This window comes from Rheinheimera metallidurans, assembly GCF_036983985.1.
GTDB classification, from domain to species: domain Bacteria; phylum Pseudomonadota; class Gammaproteobacteria; order Enterobacterales; family Alteromonadaceae; genus Alishewanella; species Alishewanella metallidurans.
Window position 1 is genome coordinate 314,521 of record NZ_JALAHQ010000001.1, and the last position, 26,175, is coordinate 340,695.

Annotated in this window: 23 protein-coding genes; 10 read left to right on the plus strand and 13 right to left on the minus strand. The window is 45.0% G+C overall.

What is annotated here, in order from left to right; translation table 11 throughout:
• Positions 1 to 17: 17 nt before the first annotated feature.
• From MN199_RS01500 to MN199_RS01515, 4 genes are all read right to left on the minus strand, one after another.
• The gene (locus MN199_RS01500) at positions 18 to 440 is read right to left on the minus strand and encodes a pilin (protein ID WP_418338060.1); all 423 of its coding nucleotides are present in this window, start codon (positions 438 to 440) and stop codon (positions 18 to 20) included.
• Positions 441 to 810: 370 nt separating this feature from the next.
• Complete coding sequence (locus MN199_RS01505; protein ID WP_335738199.1) at positions 811 to 1,479, minus strand: cold shock and DUF1294 domain-containing protein; 669 nt, start codon at positions 1,477 to 1,479, stop codon at positions 811 to 813.
• Positions 1,480 to 1,592: 113 nt separating this feature from the next.
• Positions 1,593 to 2,462: a carboxylating nicotinate-nucleotide diphosphorylase gene (nadC, locus tag MN199_RS01510; protein ID WP_335738200.1), complete on the minus strand. Its 870-nt coding sequence runs from the start codon at positions 2,460 to 2,462 to the stop codon at positions 1,593 to 1,595.
• A gap of 2 nt (positions 2,463 to 2,464) precedes the next feature.
• Complete coding sequence (locus MN199_RS01515; protein WP_335738201.1) at positions 2,465 to 2,986, minus strand: retropepsin-like aspartic protease family protein; 522 nt, start codon at positions 2,984 to 2,986, stop codon at positions 2,465 to 2,467.
• A 68-nt stretch (positions 2,987 to 3,054) separates the two neighbouring features.
• Between MN199_RS01515 and ampD the strand changes: the two genes are divergently transcribed.
• The 6 genes from ampD to lpdA all read left to right on the plus strand — a co-directional run bounded on the left by ampD (position 3,055) and on the right by lpdA (position 11,836).
• Positions 3,055 to 3,624 carry a 1,6-anhydro-N-acetylmuramyl-L-alanine amidase AmpD gene (gene ampD / locus MN199_RS01520; protein ID WP_335738202.1) on the plus strand — a complete coding sequence of 190 codons (570 nt, stop codon included), beginning with the start codon at positions 3,055 to 3,057 and terminating at the stop codon, positions 3,622 to 3,624.
• Positions 3,621 to 4,478, plus strand: a complete 858-nt coding sequence (gene ampE / locus MN199_RS01525; RefSeq protein ID WP_335738203.1) for a regulatory signaling modulator protein AmpE — start codon at positions 3,621 to 3,623, stop codon at positions 4,476 to 4,478. The genes ampD and ampE overlap by 4 nt, the downstream gene beginning before the upstream one ends.
• 688 nt (positions 4,479 to 5,166) lie before the next feature.
• Positions 5,167 to 5,925 (plus strand): pyruvate dehydrogenase complex transcriptional repressor PdhR, encoded by a 759-nt coding sequence (gene pdhR, locus MN199_RS01530; protein ID WP_132581648.1) that lies wholly within the window; start codon positions 5,167 to 5,169, stop codon positions 5,923 to 5,925.
• 63 nt (positions 5,926 to 5,988) lie between these two features.
• The gene (gene aceE, locus MN199_RS01535) at positions 5,989 to 8,655 is read left to right on the plus strand and encodes a pyruvate dehydrogenase (acetyl-transferring), homodimeric type (protein WP_335738204.1); all 2,667 of its coding nucleotides are present in this window, start codon (positions 5,989 to 5,991) and stop codon (positions 8,653 to 8,655) included.
• A gap of 11 nt (positions 8,656 to 8,666) precedes the next feature.
• Positions 8,667 to 10,283 carry a pyruvate dehydrogenase complex dihydrolipoyllysine-residue acetyltransferase gene (gene aceF / locus MN199_RS01540; RefSeq protein ID WP_132581652.1) on the plus strand — a complete coding sequence of 539 codons (1,617 nt, stop codon included), beginning with the start codon at positions 8,667 to 8,669 and terminating at the stop codon, positions 10,281 to 10,283.
• A 140-nt stretch (positions 10,284 to 10,423) separates the two neighbouring features.
• Positions 10,424 to 11,836, plus strand: a complete 1,413-nt coding sequence (lpdA, locus tag MN199_RS01545; protein WP_335738205.1) for a dihydrolipoyl dehydrogenase — start codon at positions 10,424 to 10,426, stop codon at positions 11,834 to 11,836.
• 75 nt (positions 11,837 to 11,911) lie between these two features.
• Here the strand turns inward: lpdA and MN199_RS01550 are convergent, their stop codons facing one another.
• The 5 genes from MN199_RS01550 to MN199_RS01570 all read right to left on the minus strand — a co-directional run bounded on the left by MN199_RS01550 (position 11,912) and on the right by MN199_RS01570 (position 14,746).
• Positions 11,912 to 12,640, minus strand: coding sequence for a GDSL-type esterase/lipase family protein (locus MN199_RS01550; protein WP_335738206.1), 729 nt, complete (start codon positions 12,638 to 12,640; stop codon positions 11,912 to 11,914).
• Between the two features lie 130 nt (positions 12,641 to 12,770).
• Positions 12,771 to 13,025 (minus strand): TIGR03643 family protein, encoded by a 255-nt coding sequence (locus MN199_RS01555; RefSeq protein ID WP_335738207.1) that lies wholly within the window; start codon positions 13,023 to 13,025, stop codon positions 12,771 to 12,773.
• 2 nt (positions 13,026 to 13,027) lie between these two features.
• Entirely contained in the window at positions 13,028 to 13,732 is a 705-nt protein-coding gene (locus MN199_RS01560) for a cupin domain-containing protein (protein ID WP_132581659.1), read from the minus strand.
• Positions 13,733 to 13,745: 13 nt separating this feature from the next.
• Positions 13,746 to 14,117 (minus strand): VOC family protein, encoded by a 372-nt coding sequence (locus MN199_RS01565; protein WP_132581661.1) that lies wholly within the window; start codon positions 14,115 to 14,117, stop codon positions 13,746 to 13,748.
• A 113-nt stretch (positions 14,118 to 14,230) separates the two neighbouring features.
• Positions 14,231 to 14,746 (minus strand): aldolase/citrate lyase/malate synthase family protein, encoded by a 516-nt coding sequence (locus MN199_RS01570; protein ID WP_132581663.1) that lies wholly within the window; start codon positions 14,744 to 14,746, stop codon positions 14,231 to 14,233.
• 136 nt (positions 14,747 to 14,882) lie between these two features.
• Between MN199_RS01570 and MN199_RS01575 the strand changes: the two genes are divergently transcribed.
• Positions 14,883 to 16,385: a DUF3612 domain-containing protein gene (locus tag MN199_RS01575; protein WP_335738208.1), complete on the plus strand. Its 1,503-nt coding sequence runs from the start codon at positions 14,883 to 14,885 to the stop codon at positions 16,383 to 16,385.
• 72 nt (positions 16,386 to 16,457) lie between these two features.
• On the opposite strand, the gene MN199_RS01580 is transcribed toward MN199_RS01575, so the two are convergent.
• Positions 16,458 to 16,901 carry a GreA/GreB family elongation factor gene (locus MN199_RS01580; protein WP_132581666.1) on the minus strand — a complete coding sequence of 148 codons (444 nt, stop codon included), beginning with the start codon at positions 16,899 to 16,901 and terminating at the stop codon, positions 16,458 to 16,460.
• A 431-nt stretch (positions 16,902 to 17,332) separates the two neighbouring features.
• On the opposite strand from MN199_RS01580, the gene glsB reads away from it, so the two are divergent.
• Positions 17,333 to 18,259: a glutaminase B gene (gene glsB, locus MN199_RS01585; RefSeq protein WP_335738209.1), complete on the plus strand. Its 927-nt coding sequence runs from the start codon at positions 17,333 to 17,335 to the stop codon at positions 18,257 to 18,259.
• 41 nt (positions 18,260 to 18,300) lie between these two features.
• On the opposite strand, the gene MN199_RS01590 is transcribed toward glsB, so the two are convergent.
• The 3 genes from MN199_RS01590 to MN199_RS01600 are packed head-to-tail and all read right to left on the minus strand — an operon-like array spanning position 18,301 to position 20,790.
• Positions 18,301 to 18,795, minus strand: a complete 495-nt coding sequence (locus MN199_RS01590) for a GDYXXLXY domain-containing protein (protein WP_335738210.1) — start codon at positions 18,793 to 18,795, stop codon at positions 18,301 to 18,303.
• On the minus strand, positions 18,792 to 19,832 hold the full coding sequence (locus MN199_RS01595) for a DUF4401 domain-containing protein (protein ID WP_132581672.1): 1,041 nt from the start codon (positions 19,830 to 19,832) through the stop codon (positions 18,792 to 18,794). The genes MN199_RS01590 and MN199_RS01595 overlap by 4 nt, the downstream gene beginning before the upstream one ends.
• Positions 19,822 to 20,790 carry a DUF2157 domain-containing protein gene (locus tag MN199_RS01600; RefSeq protein ID WP_335738211.1) on the minus strand — a complete coding sequence of 323 codons (969 nt, stop codon included), beginning with the start codon at positions 20,788 to 20,790 and terminating at the stop codon, positions 19,822 to 19,824. Before MN199_RS01600 ends, MN199_RS01595 begins: the two co-directional genes overlap by 11 nt.
• A 151-nt stretch (positions 20,791 to 20,941) precedes the next feature.
• Here MN199_RS01600 and MN199_RS01605 point away from each other — a divergent pair, with 151 nt between their 5' ends.
• Together MN199_RS01605 and acnB are read left to right on the plus strand one after the other, a co-directional pair.
• Positions 20,942 to 23,014: a M13 family metallopeptidase gene (locus MN199_RS01605; RefSeq protein WP_335738212.1), complete on the plus strand. Its 2,073-nt coding sequence runs from the start codon at positions 20,942 to 20,944 to the stop codon at positions 23,012 to 23,014.
• Positions 23,015 to 23,509: 495 nt separating this feature from the next.
• Positions 23,510 to 26,107: a bifunctional aconitate hydratase 2/2-methylisocitrate dehydratase gene (acnB, locus tag MN199_RS01610; protein ID WP_335738213.1), complete on the plus strand. Its 2,598-nt coding sequence runs from the start codon at positions 23,510 to 23,512 to the stop codon at positions 26,105 to 26,107.
• The last annotated feature ends 68 nt before the right edge of the window (positions 26,108 to 26,175 follow it).

Here is a 26,175-nt window from a genome sequence, read left to right on the forward strand (position 1 = left end):
TTTAGGATAAATAATAATTAACTACCTAAACCAGCACCTTTTTTACACTGAGGTAAATCTGCTTTAGCCTTTGTACCAATAGCCATGGTGTAAGTTAAACCGCCATCAGCTGTTAAATCTGCAGTAAGTGCGCAGCCGTCATTTTCCCATATTAATTTTGCTAAAGTTGCTTCCGCTGGTGCTGCAGTTGTTCCAGTTATAAATTTAGATTCTAAACCAATTTCTGTTGCTAAACTTGAGCAACCAATACCAGTTTGGATACATGCTTGTGTTTTTGTTACATAAGCTGAAATGCCTTTCATTGCTTGGCCGCCGTATGATGTAGCAACGTACTCACGGTAAGCAGGTAATGCTACTGCCGCTAAAATACCTATAATCGCTACTACGATCATTAATTCAATTAAGGTAAAACCTTGTTGTACGCGTTTCATGTTGTTCATGTGTATCTCCTGAGTTTAAATCGCCGTTGGGCTATTAGATATTTTGGCCATTTTTGCTAACGGCGCAAGTTATTTATAAAAGTTTTGGTACGTTTTTAATAAGTTACTGCCAGATAACAAGATTATTAATTAATTGCGCAAAAAAATAACTTAAAAGTAGTACTAAAGGATTAATTTTACACTCTAATATTTGTACCTTTTACCGCTATTTTTGCATTCTGTCGCTATTATTAAACCATTTACCGCTACCCGAAGCCTTGTTGCCAGCGTTAATTACTTAGAGGGTCAGATCCAGAATTAGCAAATATTTAACAGTTGGATCTGACCCTCTAAGTATGAGCCAGCGTTAATTATTGGCTCTAACCCTAGGTTAGGCCCAAATAGCCATACGGGCTAAAAATTGCTGCCCCCATGGTGAAAGCAGGCAAATAATTAACAGACTGTTACCTAAAATAACTAAAGCAAATTCGCGGCGAAATGAACGTTTACTGCGTTTGTGCGCTAATTTTTGCTGGGCGATATAGGCACCGGGCCAGCCACCAATTAAGCTAAATAGTTGCAGGCTTTCTTCGGTTAAGCGGCTGCCGTGGCGGGCGATGGCGGCGTCTTTGTCGGCTTTATATAGCCAATAGGTAAATAAGCTGGCTTCTATATAAAGTAGGGGTAGCACATATAACAGCTTGCCAAATAATAAGCCGAGTATAACGGCAACCAATACGATGATACGAAATATTAAGGCAATGTAGTTGGTGTGGGCAATGTCTCGCTCGCCTGCCAATTTAAGCTTAGAGCGTGTTGCCGAGATTTGGTTAGTGTTTGTCTTGGTGTTAGCACTAATAAGCTGCCACGGTGCGGCGATGTTGCGGCCTTTGTGGTCTTGTTGCAGGCTAAATTGTAGCCGGTCGCCGTTTTGTGGCCGCAGGTTACGCTGTGTATTGTCACGAATGTGAAAAAACAGTTTCTCAGTAGTTTGCTCACAGACGACAAAGCCGTAGCCTTTGTCGTCATGCCAATATACTACTGTGCCACTGAGTTGCATTCGGGTGTCCTGTAAAACGGTTATGGCGCTATGACTCGTGGTGCGAGTAAAAGTTTAATTGGCCACGATAACGCCGTTACTATTTGGCTTAAAGCGCGCGGCCTAGCTACAGGTTAGAAGTTAACATTTAAGCGCATAGATAAATCTACCGCTTGTACATGCTTGGTTAGCGCGCCACTAGAAATATAGTCTACCTGCGTTGCTGCTAGCTCGCTTAAACGCTCACTAGTTATGTTGCCTGACACTTCAAGTTTAGCCTTGCCGGCGTTAAGCGCTACAGCTGCGATAATATCGGCCAAGCTGAAGTTGTCTAACATAATAATATCGGCGCCGGCAGCAAGGGCTTGGTTAAACTCCTGCATGTTTTCGGTTTCTACTTCAACCGGTTTACCGGGAAAGTTATGTTTTGCTGTTGCAACTGCATTAGCAATAGAACCTGCGGCGGCAATGTGGTTTTCTTTTATTAAAAAGGCATCGTACAAACCAATACGGTGGTTTTTACCGCCACCCATGGTAACGGCGTATTTTTGTGCAAAGCGCAGGCCAGGAATGGTTTTACGCGTATCTAACAACTTGGTATTAGAACCGGCTAAAAACTGCACGTAGTAAGCGGTGGTGGTTGCGGTGCCGCTTAATAACTGCATAAAGTTTAGCGCGGTGCGCTCGCCAGTTAGCAAAATGCGCGCCGGGCCGCTAAGTTGGCACAGTACGGCATTGGCTTTTACTTTATCGCCATCTTTTACTTGCCAGGTAATGTTTACTTCGTTACCTAATTGGCGAAATACTTCGTCAACAAAAGCAGTGCCGCAGATCACGCAATCTTCGCGAGTAATAATAGTGGCGGTGGCTTGCTGATGTGGCGGAATAAGCGACGCGGTAATGTCGCCGGTATCTAATGGCATAAAGCCAAGATCTTCGGCTAACGCACTGCTAACAGCGCGAGTGGTTTCTTGTTGTAGCTGTGTAGTATAGTTAGTGTGCATAATTAATTGTGCTGAATAAGCGTAAGTTGATTATCTTGTTGGTGGAATTCTAACTGTTTTAGCGCACTCATGCCCAGTAATATCTCGCTGCTGCCTAAATTTGGCACTATTACTGCTGCGATATCGTACAGAATAATGTCGCCTAGCTGTAAGCTGTTTACTCTACTCTGGTAGGCCTGAGTTGTGCCATTGGCAGTGTTAACTAATATGGCTTTGCCAAAAGCTAAGTTAAGCTGTTTTGCGGTTTTGTTATCAATAGCTAGCGTAGTTGCGCCGGTGTCGAGCATAAAATTAACCGGCGTATTGTTAACTAAAGCGGTGCCAACATAGTGGCCACTTTTATTCCGCGTTAACACTGTACGGGTTTCACCATGGCTGCCGCGGACACTATGCAGCTGGCGGTTCGGATTAAGTTGCTTAGTAATGGTGTCTTGAAAAAATAAAAACAGTAGCAGCATTAAAATAAGCCAAGCAATAATGGCAAAGGTCTTACCATACTTGTTGGCGGGTTCAGGTGCTTGCATTAATAATCCTCAGCACAGACAATAGCGTCATAGCTTACTGACACCGCCAGATAAAGGCAAAATTTCTGATGACTACGCTGAAGTTCCTGACGCCACCTGAGATGTTTATTCGCCAAAGCCCACATTGTGATGCTCGCCCTGAAGGTGAAGCCGTTAGCCTGCTAGTGATCCACAATATTAGCTTGCCGGCAGGGCAATTTGCCTCAGTGCCCGAGCAGAGCCATGTTGATGCATTATTTATGGGTACATTAGATACGAATGCTGATGCGAGTTTTGCGTGTTTGCAAGGTTTAAGGGTGTCCGCACATTGCGTAATTTGGCGCGACGGTCGCATTTTCAATTATGTGCCATTTTCGCATCGGGCTTGGCATGCTGGCGTAAGCCAATTTGCTGGACGCGAGCGTTGCAACGATTTTTCTATTGGTATTGAATTAGAAGGCACCGACAATTTGCCGTATACTGAGCAACAATATCAAAGCTTGGCTGCGCTAACTTATTTTATTGTGCAGCAACATCCAGCGATTACGCCAGAACGTATAGTTGGGCACTGTGATATTGCGCCGGGGCGGAAAACTGACCCTGGCATCGCGTTTGATTGGATGCGCTACCGAAGTGCGGTAAGGGAGTTTTTTCTATGACATTAATTAGTATGTTGCTAGCGTTAATTATTGAACGTTTGGCAGTACGCAGCGACGCATGGCAAGCCAGTGGTTATTGCCGCTCTTATGTGCGTTTTACGGCAAATTCAGGTTTAGCTAAATTAGCGCACCATCGTTTGGGGCAGTATATTTGGTTATTACTACCGGGCGCCGTAGTCGCGTTGCCGTTATATCTGGCTGGCAGCCATTTATTGTATTTAGTGGTAAACACACTAGTGCTGTTAGTCGGCATTGGTTGTTGGCATTATCGTCAGTTATATAAGCAATATTTAAATGCGATGGACCGCGGCGATGAAGAAGCCGGTTTTATTGCTATGCAGCAAATTCGCACTGATATGGGCAGTAACCGCGAGCAAAGTAGCTATGGCCAAATATTGGTATGGTTAAATTTCCGCTATTACGCTGCAGTGGTGTTTTGGTTTTTAATCTTAGGTGTGTTTGGCGTTATTACCTATGTGCTGGTGCGTCATTTACAAGAAGCGGTAGCTGAAGATGACACCGCAGCGTACGCCGCTTGCCTGCGTACTGAGCACAATGCCGTACCTTGTATTGCGCACTGGGCTAATTGGTTTCCTACTCGGTTATTTGCCTTAGGCTTTGCTTTGGTGGGTAATTTTTCTCGTGCTTCGGCAAGCTTGCTGGGTTACTTTTTAGATTTTACTGCCGACAACGAAGAAGTATTGGCTGAAGTGGCAATGGCCGCCGAGCCTATACCCGCGGAAAGCTTAAATACATTAGAAGATAGCAGCACTATGTTGCAGCTGGCAAAACGTAATATGCTGTTCTTTTTAGCTTTTGCGGCAATTCTTACCTTAACAGGGTGGTTAGGGTAAACTAGTATAGTAGTTTTTTCGAACTTGCTTAGTCACGCTAACACAGAAGGCGTTGCAACCGACATCGAAGCTCGGAACATCGGCTACAATAGCCACTTTGCTTGCCACAGTGGCGTTTCGGGCGTCCTGCCCTCAACCATGCGGGCAGCTGCGCTTACGCAATTCGCTCCAAGCGAATTACTTGCCCGCCTTCGCTATCGCGAAATTATCTGTGGCCGCGACGTGACTATTCTAGCCTTTGTAAGCATTATTTCATCGCGATGAATTAGATAGAGGTTGGAACCCTTCAGCGCGCAGCGACAGAGTGTCTGAGCCCTGCCGAAGGCGGGGGACAAATTCGTCGGGAACGAATTTGAACAGCTCCGCTGGCCTCCGGCGTTGGGCAGGACAGCCCAACGTAGTTCTGGTGCGAGCACAGAAGACGTTGTAACCGATGAGTGAACGGCAATTTTTGATTATAAATAGATTAATCATCATGGTCTGGTCAGACCAATTTTAATGTTATCTACCACCTTGTCATTATCCTGAGCCATTACTCTAACAATATTCCGCTTTTGCTTTCGCCAATATTCTCTGCTTTATTTACTTACTAAGCAGAAACTGCTACCTTATCGCCACTTAAATATTATTGGTAAGACCAATTTACATTGGCAGTTTAAGCCCTACTACAGGAAACGCCTAAAGCAGCATGGCAGATTTGAAAATTAAACCAGCAAAACTCTCTGATCGCATAGTCGAGCAACTAGAAAATATGTTGCTTGAAGGGAGCTTTACGCCTGGACAAAAACTGCCGCCAGAACGTGATCTTGCCGAGATGTTTGCGGTGTCGCGGCCATCACTGCGCGAGGCAATTCAAAAGCTGGAAGCTAAAGGCTTAATTACGCGACGCCAAGGTGGCGGTACTTATGTTTGCGATAATTTGGCAGTTGGCCTTACTGATCCGTTGTTTGAGCTAATTGCTCGGCATCCTGAATCGCAATTTGATTTACTAGAGTTTCGTCATGCGTTAGAAGGCATTTGTGCCTACTACGCGGCACTGCGTGGTACAGAGGCAGATTTTGCGCAAATTACCGCGCAGTACAACGCCATTTGCCAAGCGCAACAGTTAAATGATTTAGAAGCCCAAGCCAAAGCCGTGGGCGGTTTTTACTTAACAGTGGCCGAAGCGTCGCACAACGTGGTGTTGTTGCACCTAGTGCGCGGTTTAATGCCGCTGGTAGAGCAGAATATTCAATTAAATTTGGAAACGCTGCAGCAAAAAGAAGGCATTGTCAGCCAGCTGAATTCGCATCGGCAACGGTTGATGCAGGCGGTCATTAATGGTGAGCCCGAGCAGGCACGCCAAGCTAGCAATGGTCATCTGGCCTATATAGAAGAAGCACTGTTGGAAGTAGGCAAAGAACGTTCACGTATTGAACGAGCGTTGCGTCGCACCCAACAGGGATAATCATCATTTTTAACGCGCATAGGCAGGTGTAGCACCGGCGCGCATAACCAAAGGAACCTCGATATGTCTGAAGTCAGTAAAGTTGACATTGACGCTCTAGAAACGAAAGAGTGGCTTGAAGCGCTGGAATCAGTTGTTCGCACTGAAGGGGTAGAGCGGGCGCAGTTTCTGCTTGAAAAAGTATTAGAAGAAGCCAAGCTAGAAGGCGTAAGCATGCCTACCGGCATTACGACTAACTACATTAATACTATTCCGCCGCAGCAAGAACCGGCTTATCCGGGCGATGCTAACCTTGAACGCCGCATTCGTTCGGTGATCCGCTGGAACTCTATAATGATAGTGCTGCGCGGCTCGAAAAAAGAGCTAGATTTAGGCGGCCATATGGCGTCTTATCAATCTGCCGCCGCATTTTATGAAACCTGTTTTAACCACTTTTTCCGTGCGCCAAACGAGAAAGACGGTGGCGACCTAGTTTACTATCAAGGCCATATTTCTCCGGGTATTTATGCCCGTGCCTTTGTTGAAGGCCGCTTAACAGAAGAGCAGTTAAACAGTTTCCGCCAAGAAACGGACGGTAACGGTTTACCTAGTTACCCACATCCGAAATTAATGCCTGAATTTTGGCAGTTTCCAACAGTGTCGATGGGCTTAGGCCCAATAGCCTCTATTTACCAAGCGCGGTTTTTAAAATATTTACACGGCCGTGGTTTAAAAGATACCAGTGCACAACGCGTATACGCCTTTTTAGGTGATGGCGAGATGGACGAGCCAGAATCACGCGGCGCTATTTCCTTTGCTGCCCGTGAAAAGCTTGGCAACCTGTGTTTTTTAATTAACTGTAACTTGCAGCGCTTAGACGGCCCAGTAATGGGTAACGGTAAAATTATTCAAGAGCTAGAAGGCCTATTCCGTGGCGCTGGCTGGAACGTAATTAAAGTTGTGTGGGGCCGTGGTTGGGACAAGCTATTAGCCAAAGACACCACGGGTAAGCTGTTACAGCTAATGAACGAAACCATTGATGGTGACTATCAGCGCTATAAAGCCAACGATGGCGCCTATGTACGGAAAAACTTCTTTGGTCGTTATCCAGAAACACTGGCTTTAGTAGCCGACATGACCGATGAAGAAGTTTTTGCCTTAAAACGCGGCGGCCACGAGCCATCAAAGCTGTATGCAGCGTTTAAAGCCGCGCAAGAATGCACCGACAAGCCAACCGTTATTTTAGCCAAAACCGTAAAAGGTTATGGCATGGGTGAAGCGGCTGAAGGTAAAAACATTGCGCACCAAGTGAAAAAAATGGACATGACGCACGTGCTGTTACTGCGTAAGCGTTTAGGCCTTGAAGATTACATTACCGAAGAGCAAGTTGCCGACTTACCTTATATTAAGTTGCCAGAAGGTTCACCAGAGCTGAAGTACTTGCACGACCGTCGTCAAGCGTTGCATGGTTATACGCCAGTACGTTTGCCGAAATTTACTAAGCCATTAACGCTGCCAGAGTTAAGTGCATTTGATAACCTGTTAGAAGAGCAAAAACGTGATATTTCTTCTACTATGGCATTTGTGCGGATGCTAAATATTCTGCTAAAAGACGAGCATATTGGTAAGCAAATAGTGCCTATTGTTGCCGATGAAGCGCGTACCTTTGGTATGGAAGGTTTATTCCGCCAAATTGGTATTTATAACCCAGGCGGTCAAAATTATAAGCCAGAAGATCACTCGGTAGTAAGCTATTACAAAGAAGACGTGGGCGGCCAAGTACTGCAAGAAGGTATTAACGAGCTAGGCGCCATGTCATCTTGGGTTGCCGCGGCTACCTCGTATAGCACCAGCGATTTACCGATGATCCCGTTTTATATTTACTACTCGATGTTTGGTTTCCAGCGGGTAGGCGATATGGCGTGGTTAGCCGGTGATCAGCAAGCGCGTGGTTTCCTTTTAGGTGCTACTGCAGGGCGTACTACACTTAACGGTGAAGGCTTACAGCACGAAGATGGCCATAGCCATGTTCTCGCGAGCACTGTACCAAACTGTGTGTCGTACGATCCAACGTATGCTTATGAATTAGCTGTAATTATTCAAGACGGTATCCGTCGGATGTATGGCGAAGCGCAAGAAAACATTTATTACTATATTACGGTAATGAACGAGAACTACCATCACCCAGCTATGCCAAAAGGCGCGGAAGAAGGTATTCGTCGAGGTATTTATAAGCTTGAGTCGTTAAATGGCGATCGCGGTAAAGTACAGCTATTAGGTTCGGGTACCATTTTAAAAGAAGTACGCAAAGCCGCAGAGATATTAAGCAAAGATTACAACGTAGCGTCAGATGTATATTCAGTTACCTCGTTTAACGAATTAGCGCGTGACGGCCAAGATGTCGACCGTTTTAACATGCTGCACCCAGATGCAGAAGCGAAAACGCCTTACATTGCGACAGTAATGAACAGTGCACCCGCTATTGCCGCTACCGACTATATGAAAAACTATGCTGACCAAGTGCGTGCTTTTGTTCCAGCAGTATCTTACAAGGTGCTAGGCACTGATGGCTACGGTCGTTCAGATAGCCGTGCTAACTTACGTCGGCACTTTGAAGTAAACGCCAGCTACATTGTGGTTGCAGCACTGAGCGAGCTAGTTAAGCAAGGCGAGTTGAAAAAAGACGTGGTAATTGATGCGATTAAGAAATTTGGCATCGACACCAATAAAATCAACCCGCTGTACGCATAAGAGGATTAGCCATGACCATTGAAATTCATGTTCCGGATATTGGTGCTGACGAAGTTGAAGTGACCGAGATTCTGGTTAAGGTTGGCGACAAAGTGGTTGCCGATCAGTCACTATTAAGTGTTGAAGGTGACAAAGCCGCAATGGAACTGCCAGCAGCAGAAGCCGGTGTGGTAAAAAGTATTAATGTAAAAGTAGGCGACAAGGTGAAAACCGGTAGCCTAATGATGACCTTTGAAGGTGAAAGTGCAGCACCCGCTACAGCGGAAAAAGCTGAAGCAAAACCGGAAACGGCAGCTGAAACTAAGCCTGTAGCCGCCGCGCAAGCGACAACGGCGTTACAACAGGTAAAAGTGCCAGATATTGGCGGTGACGCGGTTGAAGTTACTGAAATAATGGTAAAAGTGGGTGACACCGTTACTGAAGATCAGTCACTACTTAGTGTTGAAGGCGACAAAGCGGCAATGGAATTACCGGCACCGTTTGCTGGTAAAGTAACAGAAATAAAAATTAAGATTGGCGATAAGGTTTCTACCGGCAGCCTAATTATGGTGTTTGAAACTACAGGTGGCGCAGTTGAAGCGACGGTAGAGGCTCCGGTAGCTAAAGCTGAAGTTAAAACTGAAGCCGCACCAGTTGCCGCTGCAGCTAAAGTAGACACTGCCGTTAGCGTAAGCAATGACAGCTTTGTTGCTAATAGCGCCTATGCGCATGCCTCACCAGTAGTGCGCCGCCTAGCCCGCGAGTTTGGCATTGACTTAGCCAAGGTTACAGGTTCAGCGCGTAAAGGCCGTGTAGTTAAAGAAGACGTACAACAATACGTGAAGCAGCTAGTGCAACAGGTTAGCTCAGGTGCAATAAGTTCGGGCGCTGGCAGCAGCATGGGCTTTGATCTTATTCCTTGGCCAAAAGTTGATTTTGCTAAGTTTGGCGAGGTTGAAACTAAAGCTTTATCGCGTATTCAAAAGTTATCGGGCGCTAATTTACATCGTAACTGGGTACGCATTCCACATGTTACCCAGTTTGATGAAGCCGATATCACCGGTTTAGAAGACTTCCGCAAAGAGCAAAACGCCCTTGCCGAAAAGAAAAAACTGGGTGTTAAATACACACCGCTGGTGTTTATTATGAAAGCGGTCGCCAAAGCACTGGAAGATTACCCCACATTTTGCAGCTCGCTGTCAGATGATGGCGCTAGCTTAATCTTGAAAAAATATGTGCATATAGGTATTGCTGTAGACACACCAAACGGCTTAGTTGTGCCAGTGGTAAAAGATGTAAACAAAAAAGGCATTATTGAGCTATCGCGCGAACTGCAAGATATTTCGGTAAAAGCGCGTGATGGCAAGCTTACCGCCAGCGATATGCAAGGTGGCTGTTTTACCATATCTAGCTTAGGCGGTATTGGCGGTACAGCGTTTACGCCTATTGTTAACGCACCAGAAGTGGCCATATTAGGTGTGTCTAAGTCGGATATTAAGCCAAAATGGAATGGTAAAGAGTTTGAACCTAAACTTATGCTGCCGCTAAGTATGTCGTATGATCACCGGGTGATCGACGGTGCATTAGCAGCTCGCTTTACCGCAACGTTGGCAAGCTACTTGGCCGATATCCGCCAAATTATAATGTAACTAGGCAAATTGTGTCCCGTACAGAAAAGTTACGGGACATCGTTCAGGCAGGGTGTTAAAATTCTGCCACTTTTTTCGCCTGATGGCTGTAGCTTAAGTTAAGCCGTCAGTAAACCGACCCGATAATGAAAGGTAATAAGATGAGCAACGAAATCAAAACCCAAGTTGTGGTGCTGGGCGCTGGCCCTGGCGGTTACTCTGCAGCATTTCGCGCAGCAGATTTAGGCTTAGAAGTTACCCTAGTTGAAGCCCGCAGCACCTTAGGTGGTGTGTGCTTAAACGTAGGCTGTATTCCATCTAAAGCGTTATTACACGTTGCTAAAGTTATTGATGACGCGCGTGATATGGCGGCACACGGTGTTACTTTTGGTGCACCGCAAATTGATTTAGACAAAATACGCAGCTGGAAAGACAAAGTTATTAGCCAGTTAACTACTGGTTTATCTGGCATGTCAAAAATGCGTAAAGTTAAGGTAGTTAACGGTTACGGTAAATTTACCGGTGCTAATACCTTACAAGTAGGCGATACCACTATTACTTTCGAACACGCTATTATTGCTGCGGGTTCAGAGCCAGTATCACTGCCGTTTATTCCAAAAGATGATGACCGTGTTATCGATTCAACCGGCGCGCTGGAATTAAAAGATATTCCGGGTGAAATGCTAGTATTAGGCGGCGGTATTATCGGCCTAGAAATGGGTACTGTTTATCGTGCGCTAGGTTCTAAAGTATCAGTAGTAGAATTTGCTGATCAGTTAGTACCAGCCGCTGACGCTGACTTAGTTAAAGCTTATACCAAATACAACAAAGCCAATTACAACATTATGTTGTCAACTAAAGTTGTCGGCGTAGAAGCGAAGAAAGACGGCTTATACGTTACTTTTGAAGGTAAAAACGCACCAGAAAAAGCCGTACGTTATGACAAAATTTTAGTTGCTGTTGGCCGTAAGCCAAATGGTAACTTAATGGACGCGGCTAAAGCCGGTGTTAACGTAGATGAGCGTGGCTTTATTAACGTAGACAAGCAACTACGCACTAACGTGCCGCACATTTATGCCATCGGCGACGTAGTAGGCCAGCCAATGTTAGCGCACAAAGCGGTACATGAAGGCCACGTAGCTGCCGAAGTTATTGCCGGTATGAAACACTACTTCGACCCACGTTGCATTCCATCAGTTGCCTATACCGACCCAGAAATGGCGTGGACTGGCATAACTGAAAAAGAAGCCAAAGAGCAGGGTTTAAAAATAGAAACGGCAACCTTCCCATGGGCTGCATCAGGCCGTGCTATTGCTTCTGCCCGCACAGAAGGCTTCACTAAGTTAATATTCGACAAAGAAACCCACCGTATTTTAGGTGGCGCTATTGTGGGTATTAACGCCGGTGAAATGTTAGGTGAAATTTGTTTAGCCGTTGAAATGGGTGCCGACGCAGAAGACATCGCGTTAACCATTCACGCTCACCCAACATTGAACGAGTCTATTGGTTTAGCTGCCGAAATGTACGAAGGTTCAATCACTGACTTACCAAACCCGAAAGCGAAGAAAAAGTAATTTTTTGCTAGCAATGAATAGCCAGTAACGAAAAAGGCCGCAATAGCGGCTTTTTTTATTGGTAATAATAAATTGTTAATTATGGCGCTTTAGCATTGTTTGGTTAATAAACTCGGCCCATTTTTCGTAGCCAGTTAGGTTTAAGTGGATACCGTCATTAGTAAACTCGGTGTTTAGTGTGCCACTTGGTGATAACACGGCGTTTATGTCGATATAGCTGACGTTTGCCATATTGAGCTGTTGCAATTTTTGGTTAAGCTTAGCAATTTTTATATTGATATCGTGGCAACCAAATGGCGCTTTTTCTGGTGCGCAATACAGTGTCGATTGCACAATAACCTTGGCGTTGTTGTGTGTTAATTTGCTAATAATGCTTTGGTAATTCGTAAACACGTCATCAACGCTGGCCTCACGAAAAAAGTCATTAATGCCAAACATCAGCAGATATACCGCATAGTGCTCTTTATAAACGGAGTCAATGCGCTGCAATATTAACGTTGAAGTGTCACCATTAATACCGCGATTATCTACGTCGCTTCTGTCTAACAGATCAACCCAGTCACCCCGATGTGAAATCGAATCGCCGACGATAGCTATAGTGGCATCGTGTTTTGACTGCTGATGTAAATTAACTTGCGTTTGCCATTCGTCGTTATGTTTTTCTTGCGCTGGCGTTTCGGTTACTAATGCTAAGATTTCGCGCAGTTGCGGTTTAGGAAAAATATTGTGAGTAATGCTAAGTGCGCCCCAGGTATAACCTAATAGCAGCGTAACGATGAATAAAAACACCAGTTTTTTGCTCATGTGCTGAATACCAAATTTATGTTGGAGCTATTTTATCATTAGTAATGACGGTATTCTTAATATATTAGTTAAATTTTCGTTATGTAAATAATGACACTAGGCTAGAGTGACAAATATCGGGTGGAATAAGCTATCTGGTTTTATACTGGCTGGGGCAGTATGCGCGGCTAATGTCGGGGTGACGTAGCTTTAAGTGCTTAGTTTTGCGGCCGTGTACGCGTGTTCGCCATAAGCGAAATGATGAGGCCTTAAGTTGTTGCCGCATCAATGTAATTAGTGCGCCTTCATTTAAACCGTAAAGCTGTTCTATGGCTTCAAATGGCGTGCGATCTTCCCACGCCATTTCAATAATTCGCGCTAAACTGGCAGCATCAAATTGTTGCATAATTATGTTGTCATCGGTGGCGGGTTAATAAAGCGATCACCCATTAAACCAGCATCAAGATGGCCAACTTTAACGTAAATTAAAGCGCCCTCTGCTAGCGTAAACGGCGTGTGTTTACTGTATCTAGGGTTTCTTAACCAGCTACCGGCAGGATATTGGCCGTACTCATCACAAAACAGCCCCTCTAACACCAGTATTTCTTCACCACCGGCATGAATATGCTGACTAAACTGCGTATTTGGCGCCCAGCGCACTAATGCCGTGCTTACAGCGTTGTGCTCATGCAGTGGTAACACAGATAAACCGGCAACTAAACCTTGTCGCCAGTTGGCTTGCTTTGTGTTGAGTACGAGCTGCGTCGTATCTTCAGCAGCAAATTGCCATAACTTAACTAAAAGTGTGCAGCCGTTAATTGAGAACGGTTGATGAGAACTCCCCGGTGGGTTGCGTAAATAGCTGCCCGCAGGGTAGTCGCCATGCTCGTCAGAAAATATACCGTCGAGCACTAGGATTTCTTCGCCGCCATTATGAGTGTGCGCACTGTAGCCACTACCAGGTGCATAACGCACTATACTGGTGGCGCGAGCAACTTCAGCGCCGGCTCGGTCTAACATCATGCGGCTGACGCCAGCAAGCGGTGAATCAATAAACTGGTAGTGCTCAGGTTGTATCACCACACGCTGGCTAAAGTTGCTGTTAATCTGCATATTTGGCTACGGCCTAGCCAAAATAGCTAAAACACAGTTTATTGCCGTCGGCGTCTTTAACATAAGCGCCGTAAAAAGTGTTTGCAATGCGCTGGCCCGGTGCGCCGTCGCAGCTGGCGCCAAGAGCGATAGCTTTATGATATAGCGTGTCTACTGCTGCTTTGCTTCCGGGTGCAAACGATACCATATTGCCATTACCCGGCTGTGCGGGTTCCTTATTAAACGGCACACATATCGCTAACATGGGTTCTTTCATGGTTTTACCAAAAAAACTAATACGGTCCATATCTAGCAATATTTTTGCACCTAACTCCGCAAATAACTCGCTATAAAATGCTTTTGCTGAGGCTAAATCGCTGACACCTAAGGTTACGTAATTAATCATATTTAAAGCTCCAAAATTATTCAGTTTAATAAACTACAGGCGTTATACGCTACGCCGGTCAAAATGGAGCAATGTTTTTATAATTTTATTTTTTTAACGTGGTTAATTCGTACCTAGCTTAGCGAGTAACTTAATCCACCTTTGCAGGTAAAGCGCTTATCGCCTTTATGTATGCTATTAACTTGGCGCCCGGTAACCATGCTGAACCAAATGTTATCCGGTGCTGCAGTTTGTAATTGAATATCATCAATGCAGGCTTGGTCTTGGCAACCGGTTGTACCACTGCGATTTAAAACCAGCTCGATATGGCGGCCGTTGTTTTTTAACACTATGGAGCTGGGCGCTTCGCGGTGGCCGCTTAAGGCAACAAACTGGGCTGGGTTTTCTAAGCCGCTGGTGCTGCCATCAGCAAAAAACGCAAGTAACTGCTGATAGTACACTACGTAACTGCATACCTCTTTATGCGAACCTTGTTGCAGTGGAAAGGTTTTATCTAAAAAACCTTTTGAATAATCCATGACTTGTCGGACATGGCGTTGATTAAGCTCGTTAATTACGCTTAGCTCAGTCGCCATCCAAGCGGTCTGGTTTGGCGTGGTCGTGCTGTAATGTTGGGCCAGTGTTGTCATGATGAAGTCCTCGTTATTTTTGCTGTTGTTAACATGTTTAACAAAAGGTACTGCTGTTGCTATCGGTTAAAAACTAGTCTAGTCTAAAATATTGAGTAATTTCACAATAGAAATTTTACAGTGTAAATTTTACAAAATGAAAACGAATAAAAGCCTAATTAGAAAGTCGCATTTTCTTGGTACTAAAATCCGCAACTTGAGAAAGCGCAACAACTTAACGATGGAAGATTTATCGACGCGCTGTATTCGGATTAACCCGGAACAGGCACCGTCGGTATCTTATCTGTCGATGATTGAGCGCGGTAAGCGCACGCCTAGTGTTGGCATGCTGGAAGTCATAGCGACTGTTTTTCAAAAAGACTTGGACTGGTTTTTAGATGGTGACGATGCGGTGCCAGATTTAAGGCCGGAAAAGGGCAATAAAGGTGGCATTAGCGGTATTGCCTTAGAGCCAGGTTTTTTATTTTCGAACGATATTTTACAAATTGCTATACCAGAAATGCTGTCACAAACTGGCACCAGCGGTAAGCAGTTTGCGCAGTTACTGATCCGTGCTCATCAAGAACACAACCAAAACCACTTTCCTGAGTTAGAGCGTGCCGCGGAAGATGTCGGCCAAAAACGTATGCCATTGAGTGTTGATGATCTAATGCGCATTACTAAACAACTTGGCTTAACCGTGCGTTGGTTTAACGAGGCACCAAAAGAGTTATTAGACGAGTTGGGCGTATTATCAAAAAATGTGTCAACTTCTTATTTTACGCCACCTGGTACACTGTATTTAAATAGCTTACTTAAAGCTGTACCAACAAGGCTTAAATATGAATTGGCGGTACACATTGGCCATGCGGTGCTGCATAACAAGGATGGCGTTAAAAGCAGTATGTCGATAGGTGGCGCGCACGACAACGAGCCATCACAATCGAGTAGTGTGCAACCACAAGATATTTTGCATGCCTGGCGTGATTTTGAGTCGAGTTTTTTTGCTGGCGCATTACTTTGCCCTAAACTACCGTTTCGCCAATTGCTTGACCGGCAGGGTTATGAAATAAGCTCGCACTTACAAGCTGGCGTGTCAGCTTCTGTCGCCATGCGTCGTATGACAGCCGTATCGCCTTATACACATTGGCATTATTTTGATGCCTATACCCCTGGAAAATTAAAAGCAGTATACCGTGGTAATGGTATACCCCTGCCGTGGGGCAATATGCGCCAAGTGCAAGATCCTTGTCAGCACTGGGCAGTGTTTCGTATGTTTGATGTTGACGATGTAGCCAGCTCGGCGCAATTGTCACTGCTTGACGTTAATGGTATGCCACGAATTTATTGTTGTGAATCAACTAAGGTAAAAGATCTAGCGGGTAATACGCATGTGCTTTGTGCCGGTATAGATTTAAATCCAGCTTTGTTAGCGCAAGGTGTAGACGCCGATAGCATGGCCGGTGAGTTAAAACAGTTATGTGTGAGCAGTGCCGGTGGTGCAAAAATTCCAGCAACAATTAAAACGGCATTAAGTAGTGTCGCAAATATTTTAAATATTAATTGGGTAGCGCGCAGTGTACAAAAGCCGGCGCAGCTAATTTGCGCGCGCGGCAATAGTTGCCCACGTAGCCCAGAGTGTTACCGATGTGCTGGCTAGAATATCGTGTGTTTGTTGCTGGAATGGCAAAGCGGCAGGTTAAATTAACAAGCCGCTTTAGGTTATAACAATTTAAGAAACAATTTGCTTGGTGAATAACGGTGACGCTTCAATATTATTCGCTGCTTGTGTTTTAGTAATTTCAGCAACGACAAAGCGCATGGCGGTGCCTAAAACCTTTACCTGCACTTCATCGCCTACATCTTTACCTAACAATGCTTGCCCCAGCGGTGACAAAATGGACAACTCGCCTTGTTGCAGATTAGCATCCGGCGTTGCCACTAAGGTTAGCCAACTGTAGCTATTATCGTATGGCGATTCTAAATATACTGCACAGCCTAAGCTTACTTTTAGTGGCGTGGCACAATTTTGTTTACGCAGTTTGCGATCTTCTAGTTGCTGCATGGTATTGTGCAACATTAATGGTGTTAGTGGCACCAAAGCAGACATTAATAAACAACGTCGGGTTTTGGTGCTTAGTGAGCTAAAAAAAGCTGAAATTTGATTTAATAACATATAGCCTCCAGAGCATGCGTAATTGGAACATGGTTAGATAACAGTGTGGCTAAATAGGCGCGAATACGGTTTTCACCGTTCGGTATAGTACTGTGAGACATCTAGAGGAGTTAAAGCTAATTCACTATAGGCTGCGTCTCGTTGTGGTGCTACTGAGTCACTGTTGCTTATACCATAGCTAAACTCGTGTTTAAAAGCAATAAACCAAGCAGTTAACTTGTAATTATATTGTGTTAGGTGGTAAATCAGGTTGAGATTGCCGTAAAGTTAAGTTTTGAAGCGCGTTTAAGTACAAAAAGTAGCCGCAGCCTACGTTTTTGTTGGATTTCTTATGCTTGTCGCTAATTGTGTGACGGTAGCTACCTGAATTTAAGCTTAAAATAGTGCATACTGCGCAGCAAATAATGAACCTAAATTTGTTATAGGTGTTTATGAAACAACCGCATGCCATTACCTCGATATTGCAGCAATTGTTGCAGCAAAGCCAACCGCTATACCGTGAGGGTAAAGTGGCCAATTATATTCCCGCTTTAGCTAACGTAGCACCTGAGCAGGCAGCTATCGCGGTAGCGACTATTGATGGTCAACTGCATACAGCAGGTGCAGCTGATACCGCGTTTTCATTGCAAAGTGTGTCTAAAGTATTTGGTTTAGTTATGGCGATGAATCGTCTTGGCGATGATTTATGGCATCGGGTGAATATGGAACCATCTGGCTTGCCCTTTAACTCAATTGTGCAATTAGAGTGGGAAAAGGGTATTCCGCGAAATCCAGTAATTAATGCCGGCGCTATTGTGGTGTCTGATGTTTTGGTTAGTCATTACTCCGCGAGCAAAAATGCGTTTTTAACCTTTATTCGTCGCTTAGCCAATAACGAGCATATTTACGCTGATCAAGCTGTGTATTTATCTGAGCTTGAACACGGCAATAGAAACGCCGCGCTAGCTTACTTGATGAAAAGCTTTGGTAATATTGAAGCTGAAGTGCCGCAAGTGTTAGCGCATTATTTTCACCAGTGCGCTACTTCAATGAATTGTCAGCAACTCGCTACATCATTATTGTTTTTAGCTAATCGCGGTGTGCAACCACATAATAATGAACAGGTATGTAGCCGACGTGATGCCCATCGGGTTAATGCCATTTTATCTACCAGTGGTATGTATGACCAGTCGGGTGAGTTTGCGTTTAAAGTGGGGTTGCCAGCCAAAAGCGGCGTCGGTGGTGCTATTGTTGCCATAGTACCGCAGTTTGGTGTAATTACCGCATGGAGCCCCGCACTGAACAAATTTGGCAATTCAGTAGTTGGTATGAAACTAATTAGTTTATTTGCTGAAGAATTAGGTTTGTCGTTATTTTAATAGTACGGCCATTTAATACGATAAACGGCCGTTTACACTACTTAGCGCAGGTTATCACCCAACAGGTTTAATTCAGCGTCTAGCATTACGGTTAGTAGCGCTTTACCGTTGCCAGCAATACGAAACTGGCCATAGCGCGCTTGCTCATACACATCAGCTGTACCTTCAGCAAAAAAGAACGCATTGGGTCCTATGCTAATGATGTTATCGCGTTGGCGCAGTAATACTGCAACCAGCGCAAGGTCGGTTGGTAAATCGTTGGCGACACTGTGCAGGCTGGCCCGCTGCTGGTTATCTAGGCTTAGCCAAGCGTATTTATACTGCGCAGCGTCGTCGGGTAGGTCGCGATCAATAGCAAAGGCCAGCGCCATATAATCACCCTGCATTAACGAGCGCGGATCAACCGGTGCTAGCTCAATATTAACAATTTGGCCATCGGCTAATGTGCGTTCAAACTGCCAAATGGTATAACTGGTGACAATAAGTATTAATGCAATTGCGCTAGCGATGGCGAAGCGTTGCAGGCGTTGCGTCATAATAACCTCTTCTGATAGCGCTGTAATAAGGCTAAACCCACTAGCAATACGCCACCGCTTAATGCGAGTAGGCCCGATTTATAAAATAAGCTGAGGTGCATGCTGTAATAGAACTGACTAAGGGCTACTAGCACGCTTAGTAGGCTTAATGCGTACCAGCGTATGCTGCAGGCATAAAAGCAGGCCAGCATAAAAGCAGCACTAATCAGTAAACCAGATGCAGGATACAGTAGCACGCATAGTGCTGCTGTTACGCTAAGTAGTAATAAGCGGCTAGGTACTGTGGCAAAGCGGCTAAGCCAAAATACCGTGCTAAGCAGCAAGATCGCACCCAATGCGCTGTATAGCGTGCTTGCCATGTATAGATGGTCTGCGGGCCAATAGTAATCATCGACATAAAATATACCTTGGCCATGCAACGCCAGCCAAAGTGTTGCCAGTGTTACAACTTCAAGTACGCTTTTTATGCGGCTTGCCATGGCCAGTGTTGCCCACTTTGGGCGGCTACACCACAGTACCAAGCAGCCTAATGCCAGTAAATTGCTACCTAGCGCTAACCACAATGAAGAGTTAAGCAGTGAAATTAAACACACTAAACCAATGCTTAAACTTACACGTTGATGCAGCTGAGTTAGTGGGCTAAATAACAATACCGCGCTAATTAAGGCACAGCCATAACGGGCTAGTTCGTCGTCAGAATTAAATGCGCTGTATATGGCGTAAACTAATAGACCTTGGCCAGCTAACGCCACCGCAGTCGACATTTGCTGTAAAAAATCTTGGCGTTGCATTGCCAGCCAGCACGCCGCGCCCAGCAATAACGCACCGACAACAAAACACACGCTATCGTTTTCTGCTAAAGCAATAATAGGACCGATAAAGGCGATAAGAATTAAAATTGAGGCAATCCAAGCGGCAATGCCAAGTATTACTTGTAACCACCAAGGGGTATCGTTTTGCTGCAGTTTTAGAGCTTGGGCTTGATCAATAATACCGGCCTGCTTTAATGCTGACGCTAAACTTAAATTACGCGGCATGGTTTGGCTCCTGCATTAATTTTTTTAACCAAACGGCGGCGCTCGCGCTACTGCCAATAACAAATACAGCCAGTAAGTTAGCGATAAAAAAGAAGTCATCAGTTTCAAGCAATCTTGCTAAGGCGGCGGTTGCTAATCCAATAGCACTAAATAACAGCAGGGCAAAAATAAACAAATCGCGTTGCATGCGAAAGTACCAAAATGCGAGTGCGGCTGCGATAAACAAATAACAGACCAAGTTAGCTTGGTATTGGTTGTCCCAAACACCGACCATAGCACCAAAAGTAAGTGGTATTAGTAGCGCAACTGCGCTAAGCCAGAGTAGTGGCTTGGTGTTGCTAGGCAACATTTTAGGTAAAGCAAACAGGCAAAATAAGTGTAATAGTAAATTTGCTAAAGCCATTTGTAGCAGGGGTTCTGCGCGCTCTAGCAGCCAAAACATTTGATTTGTTTCAACGTATAACCACAAGGCTAATTCAAGTAAACAAAACCATAATAAATAGCTGCCGCGGCTTTTCGACAATAATACCAAAGGGGTTATTAACACCGCCCAGCTAGCGAATAATTGCCAAACATCGGCACCAGTTTGATAAGTTTGGCCAATTAATGCCAGCAAGGCTCCAGTAAATAGGCTGCAGCCGAGTAAAGCCGCGCGTTGCCACTGGCTATGCACCGGACAAAATATCGCCACAGTACCACTAACTACTACTGCTGCTGCGGCTAAACTAAGTTTGCTGAAATAGTGCATTAATGGCCAGTTGTAGGCAAAAAAGAAGATAACCGCACTGCTTAGTAGTAATACACTGCCAAAGAGTAAAACTCGGTTAGCATGGGCTAGCCAATCATCAATAGCCGGCTGTAATGGCACATGTTCAGACGCTTGTTGTAACTGTAAACTGTTAAGTTTTTGTTGCTCTGCCCAGCTAAATAGCTGGTTGGCGTTCTCTAATCTATCCATGTATGCCGTCTTAAGTACGGGTAAGTTATTAGCATCATAGCGTTTTTATAACTTGTTACAACTTCTACTAACATTGAATTTGTGCTGGTGCCTAGGCTCAGGTTAGTATGTAGGCGCGTTAAAATTTGTAACCTAATTTAGGAAAACAAGAATGAAAAAGCTTACCTTAGCCGCCGCCTCTGTGGCATTGGCACTTGGCCTTGTGGCATGTAACTCTCAAGAATCCACTTCAACAGCACAACAACCGGTGGCAGTAGAAACCGCGTCAGTATTGGTATCAGGCATCGACCAGCAATATTTTGATCCAGCAGTAAAATTTAGCGAAGATTTTTTCCGCGCAGTAAACGGAAAATGGTTGGCTGAAACTGCAATACCCGCTGATAAATCGACTTATGGCGCGTTTAACGTATTGCGTGACAATTCACAGCAAGCGGTAAAAGATATTATTGATGACGTATCGGCACGCACTAATTTAGTTGCCGGTTCAGATGAGCAAAAACTGGGTGATTTTTATAAAAGCTATATGGACGATGCTCGGGTTGAGAGCTTAGGCCTAAGCCCGTTAACGCCGCAATTAGAACAAATAAAAGCGGTAAAAGATAAAGCAGCATTACCTGCATTATTTGCGAGTTTACAGCGCGATGGTATTTCAATTCCATTTAGCTGGTATGTTAATAACGATGCAAAAAATTCTACCCAGTATGGTGTGTACTTGTCACAAAGTGGTTTAGGTTTACCGGACCGTGATTACTATTTTAAAGATGATGAAGCCGGCAAAAAACTGCTAGCTGATTATAAAGCCTACCTAACCGATATGTTTACTATGGCCGGTAATGCCAATGCTATTGCCGCGGCAGAGCGCGTACTTGCGCTTGAAACCGCTTTGGCTAAGCACCATTGGACTCGGGTAGAAAACCGTAATGCGGATAAAACCTATAACAAAATGAGCAGCGCCGATTTAAATACCCATCTGGGTAGCTTTGATTGGACCGCTTTTGCCAAAAGCATAAAATTAGACGGTGTTAACGACATTATTGTCCGTCAACCGTCATACTTTGACGGCTTTGCCAAAGTAATTAGCAGTTCAGATATTCAAAGCTGGCAGGATTACCTAACAGTGAAAACTATTGGTGCTTACGCAGGTAAACTGAGCAGCAACTTTGCAGAGCGCCAGTTTGCGTTTTACGGCACTACGTTAAATGGTATTGAGCAACAGCAACCACGATGGAAACAGGCGGTAGATGCGTCTGATGATGTGCTGGGCGAAATAACCGGCAAGCTTTATGTAGAGCGTCATTTTAAACCAGAAGCCAAAGCACGGATGGAGAAACTGGTAGCCAATATTATTAAAGCCTATGAAGTGGCGATTAATGAATTGGAGTGGATGACACCAGAAACGAAAAAAGCGGCACAGGCTAAGTTAGCCAGCTTTACGCCTAAAATTGGTTATCCTAACAAGTGGCATGACTATTCAGCGCTTGAAATTAAAGCTGATGACTTAGTAGGTAACTTTGTTCGCGCTACACATTTTAGTTACGACGAAATGCTCGCTAAGTTAGGTAAGCCAATTGACAAAGAAGAGTGGCACATGACGCCACAAACCGTTAACGCTTATTACAACCCAGTGAATAATGAAATTGTGTTCCCTGCGGCTATCTTGCAACCACCGTTTTTTAACATGGAAGCAGACGACGCGGTAAACTATGGCGGTATTGGTGCCGTTATCGGTCACGAAATTGGCCACGGTTTTGACGACCAGGGTGCAAAATATGATGGCGACGGTAATTTACGCAACTGGTGGACTGAACAAGATAAATCTCAGTTCCAAGAGCGCGGCGCTAAGTTAAGTGCACATTACAGCCAGTACGAACCATTAGCCGGCCATCATGTGAATGGTGATCTAACGCTAGGTGAGAACATCGGTGACTTGGGTGGCTTAACCGTAGCGCTTAAAGCCTATGACATTTCATTAGGCGGCAAGACTGCGCCGGTAATGGACGGCTTTACTGGTGAACAGCGGGTACTTATTAGCTGGGCTCAAGTTTGGCGCTCTAAATACCGTGATGAGGCAATGAAGCAGCGTTTAGCGACGGACCCGCATTCACCACCCTCTATTCGCGTTATTGGTTTGTTACCAAATATTCCACAGTTTTACACTGCGTTTGATGTAAAAGAAGGCGATGCTATGTACTTAGCACCAGAGCAGCGCGTTAAGATTTGGTAAGTTAATTCTGTTATACTACACAGGCTGAGTACGCAAGTGTTCGGCCTTTTTTATATTTTATTAAGCTCATCCTAGATGCAGGTTAGAATTCCGCTCTGGTCGACACAGAGTGTTTGAGCCCTGCCGTAGGCATTAGGGCGACAAATTCGTCGGGAACGAATTTGAACAGCTTTGCTGGCTTGCGAAGGGCAGGATGCCCGAAGTAGTTGCTGTGGCGAGCCAGGGCGGGGTTGTAACCGGCAGTCTACTTAGCTAAGCTGCCCAATTCGTGATTCCAACCTCGTTTCCTCATTTTTAAGTAACGAGGTCTGACCATTATAACTCGTGGATATGTAGAGTTTGCTCTTGTATTCACGGTATTTATATCCACTATAAGTGGCGCTGTTAACGGCCCGATGTCAATTTGGCCTGAATTTTCATATAATTGACCCCATTCATTCCGTTGAATGACGTTGCAGTGGCAAGACTGCAGCCAACGACCAAGAGGATCATACTGTGCTACAACAATATCGCGAACATGTGGCCGAGCGCGCAGCGCAAGGCATTCCGCCAAAGCCGCTCAATGCCGAGCAGGTAGCAGCATTAGTTGAACTGTTAAAAAATCCGCCAAAGGGCGAAGAAGAAACCCTATTAGATTTATTAATAAATCGCGTACCGCCGGGTGTAGACGAAGCGGCTTATGTTAAAGCTGGCTTTTTAGCTGCGCTAACTAAAGGCGAAGTAAGCTGCAGTTTAATTAGCGCCGAACGTGCTACTGAACTATTAGGTACTATGATGGGTGGTTACAATATTGAGCCATTGATCAGCCTGTTAGATAACGAAAAGTTAGCACCTATTGCTGCTAAAGCCTTGTCACACACCTTACTTATTTTTGATGCATTTCACGATGTGACAGACAAAGCCGATGCCGGCAACGTGCATGCAAAACAAGTTGTACAAAGCTGGGCTGATGCCGAGTGGTTTGAAGCTAAACCAGCATTAGCAGAAAAAATTACCGTAACGGTATTTAAAGTATCGGGCGAAACTAACACTGATGATTTATCACCAGCGCCAGATGCATGGTCACGCCCAGACATTCCTCTGCACGCGTTAGCAATGCTGAAAAACGTCCGTGAAGGTATTAACCCCGATCAAGCTGGCACGGTAGGCCCAATTAAACAGCTAGACGAGCTGAATAAAAAAGGCTTCCCACTGGCCTACGTAGGTGACGTAGTAGGTACTGGTTCATCACGTAAATCTGCGACTAACTCAGTGCTGTGGTTTATGGGTGACGATATTCCCTACGTGCCGAATAAGCGCGGTGGTGGTTTTGTTTTAGGTGGTAAAATTGCGCCTATTTTCTTCAACACCATGGAAGACTCAGGTGCACTACCAATTGAAGTTGACGTGAACAAGCTAGAAATGGGCGATGTGATCGACATTCTACCGTTTGCTGGCAAAATTGTGCGTCACGGTACTGATGAAGTATTAGCTGAGTTTACCTTAGCAACCGACGTATTAATTGACGAAGTGCGCGCCGGTGGCCGCATTCCGTTAATCATTGGTCGTGGTTTAACTGACCGCGCCCGTGAGTTTTTAGGCTTTGGTCATTCAGATAAATTCCGTCGGCCACAAGCTAAAGTTGACTCAGGCAAAGGTTATACGCTGGCGCAGAAAATGGTGGGTAAAGCCTGTGGTGTGAAAGGTGTTCGCCCAGGTGTGTACTGTGAACCAAAAATGACCACAGTAGGTTCGCAAGATACTACCGGCCCAATGACGCGCGATGAGTTAAAAGACTTAGCTTGCTTAGGTTTCTCTGCTGACTTAACTATGCAGTCATTCTGTCACACGGCCGCTTATCCAAAACCGGTTGACGTTGATACCCACCATACGCTGCCAGATTTTATTATGAACCGTGGCGGCGTATCACTGCGTCCGGGCGATGGTATTATTCATAGCTGGTTAAACCGCATGTTACTGCCTGATACCGTAGGTACGGGTGGTGATTCGCATACGCGTTTCCCAATTGGTATTTCATTCCCTGCGGGTTCTGGTTTAGTGGCCTTTGCCGCGGCAACCGGTGTTATGCCACTGGATATGCCGGAATCGGTATTGGTGCGCTTTAAAGGTGAAATGCAGCCCGGTATTACGCTGCGCGATTTAGTGCACGCTATTCCGTACGTAGCTATTCAAAAAGGTTTATTAACCGTAGATAAGAAAGGCAAGAAGAACGTGTTCTCTGGCCGTATCTTAGAAATTGAAGGCTTACCTAACTTAACCGTTGAGCAAGCTTTTGAATTGTCAGACGCTTCTGCAGAGCGTTCAGCAGCGGGTTGTACTATTAAGCTGTCAAAAGAATCAATCGCGGAATACTTAGAATCAAACATTGTTATGTTGAAGTGGATGATTGCTGAAGGTTACGGTGATGTGCGTACTATTGAGCGCCGCGTTCAAGCCATGCAAGCTTGGTTAAAAGATCCGCAGTTAATGTCTGCTGATGCTGATGCCGAGTATAACGAAATCATTGAAATTGACTTAGCTGACATTAAAGAGCCGGTATTGTGTGCGCCAAACGATCCGGATGATGCGCGTTTATTATCTGAAGTGGCTGGCGATAAGATTGACGAAGTATTTATCGGTTCATGTATGACCAACATTGGTCACTTCCGTGCGGCAGGTAAATTACTCGACAAGTTTAAAGGCCAGTTACCAACCCGTTTATGGATAGCACCGCCTACTAAGATGGACCAAGCACAGTTAACTGAAGAAGGTTACTACAGTATTTTTGGTAAAGTCGGTGCACGTACTGAAATGCCAGGCTGTTCACTGTGTATGGGTAACCAAGCACGGGTTGCTGAAAATTCAACCGTAGTATCTACTTCTACGCGTAACTTCCCGAACCGTTTAGGTCAGGGCGCTAATGTGTATTTGGCATCAGCGGAGTTAGCGGCAGTGGCGTCTATTATTGGTAAATTACCAACAGTAGCCGAATATCTGGAATACGCTAAGCAAATTGATGCTACGGCAGCTGATACTTACCGTTATTTGAATTTCCACCATATGCCGCAATACACCAAAAAAGCGGATAACGTGATTATTCAACAAGCGGTATAAGCGCTAACGTTAATCAAAAGGCCTGTTACGACAGGCCTTTTTTGTTGCTAAACCTACTGAATATTGAT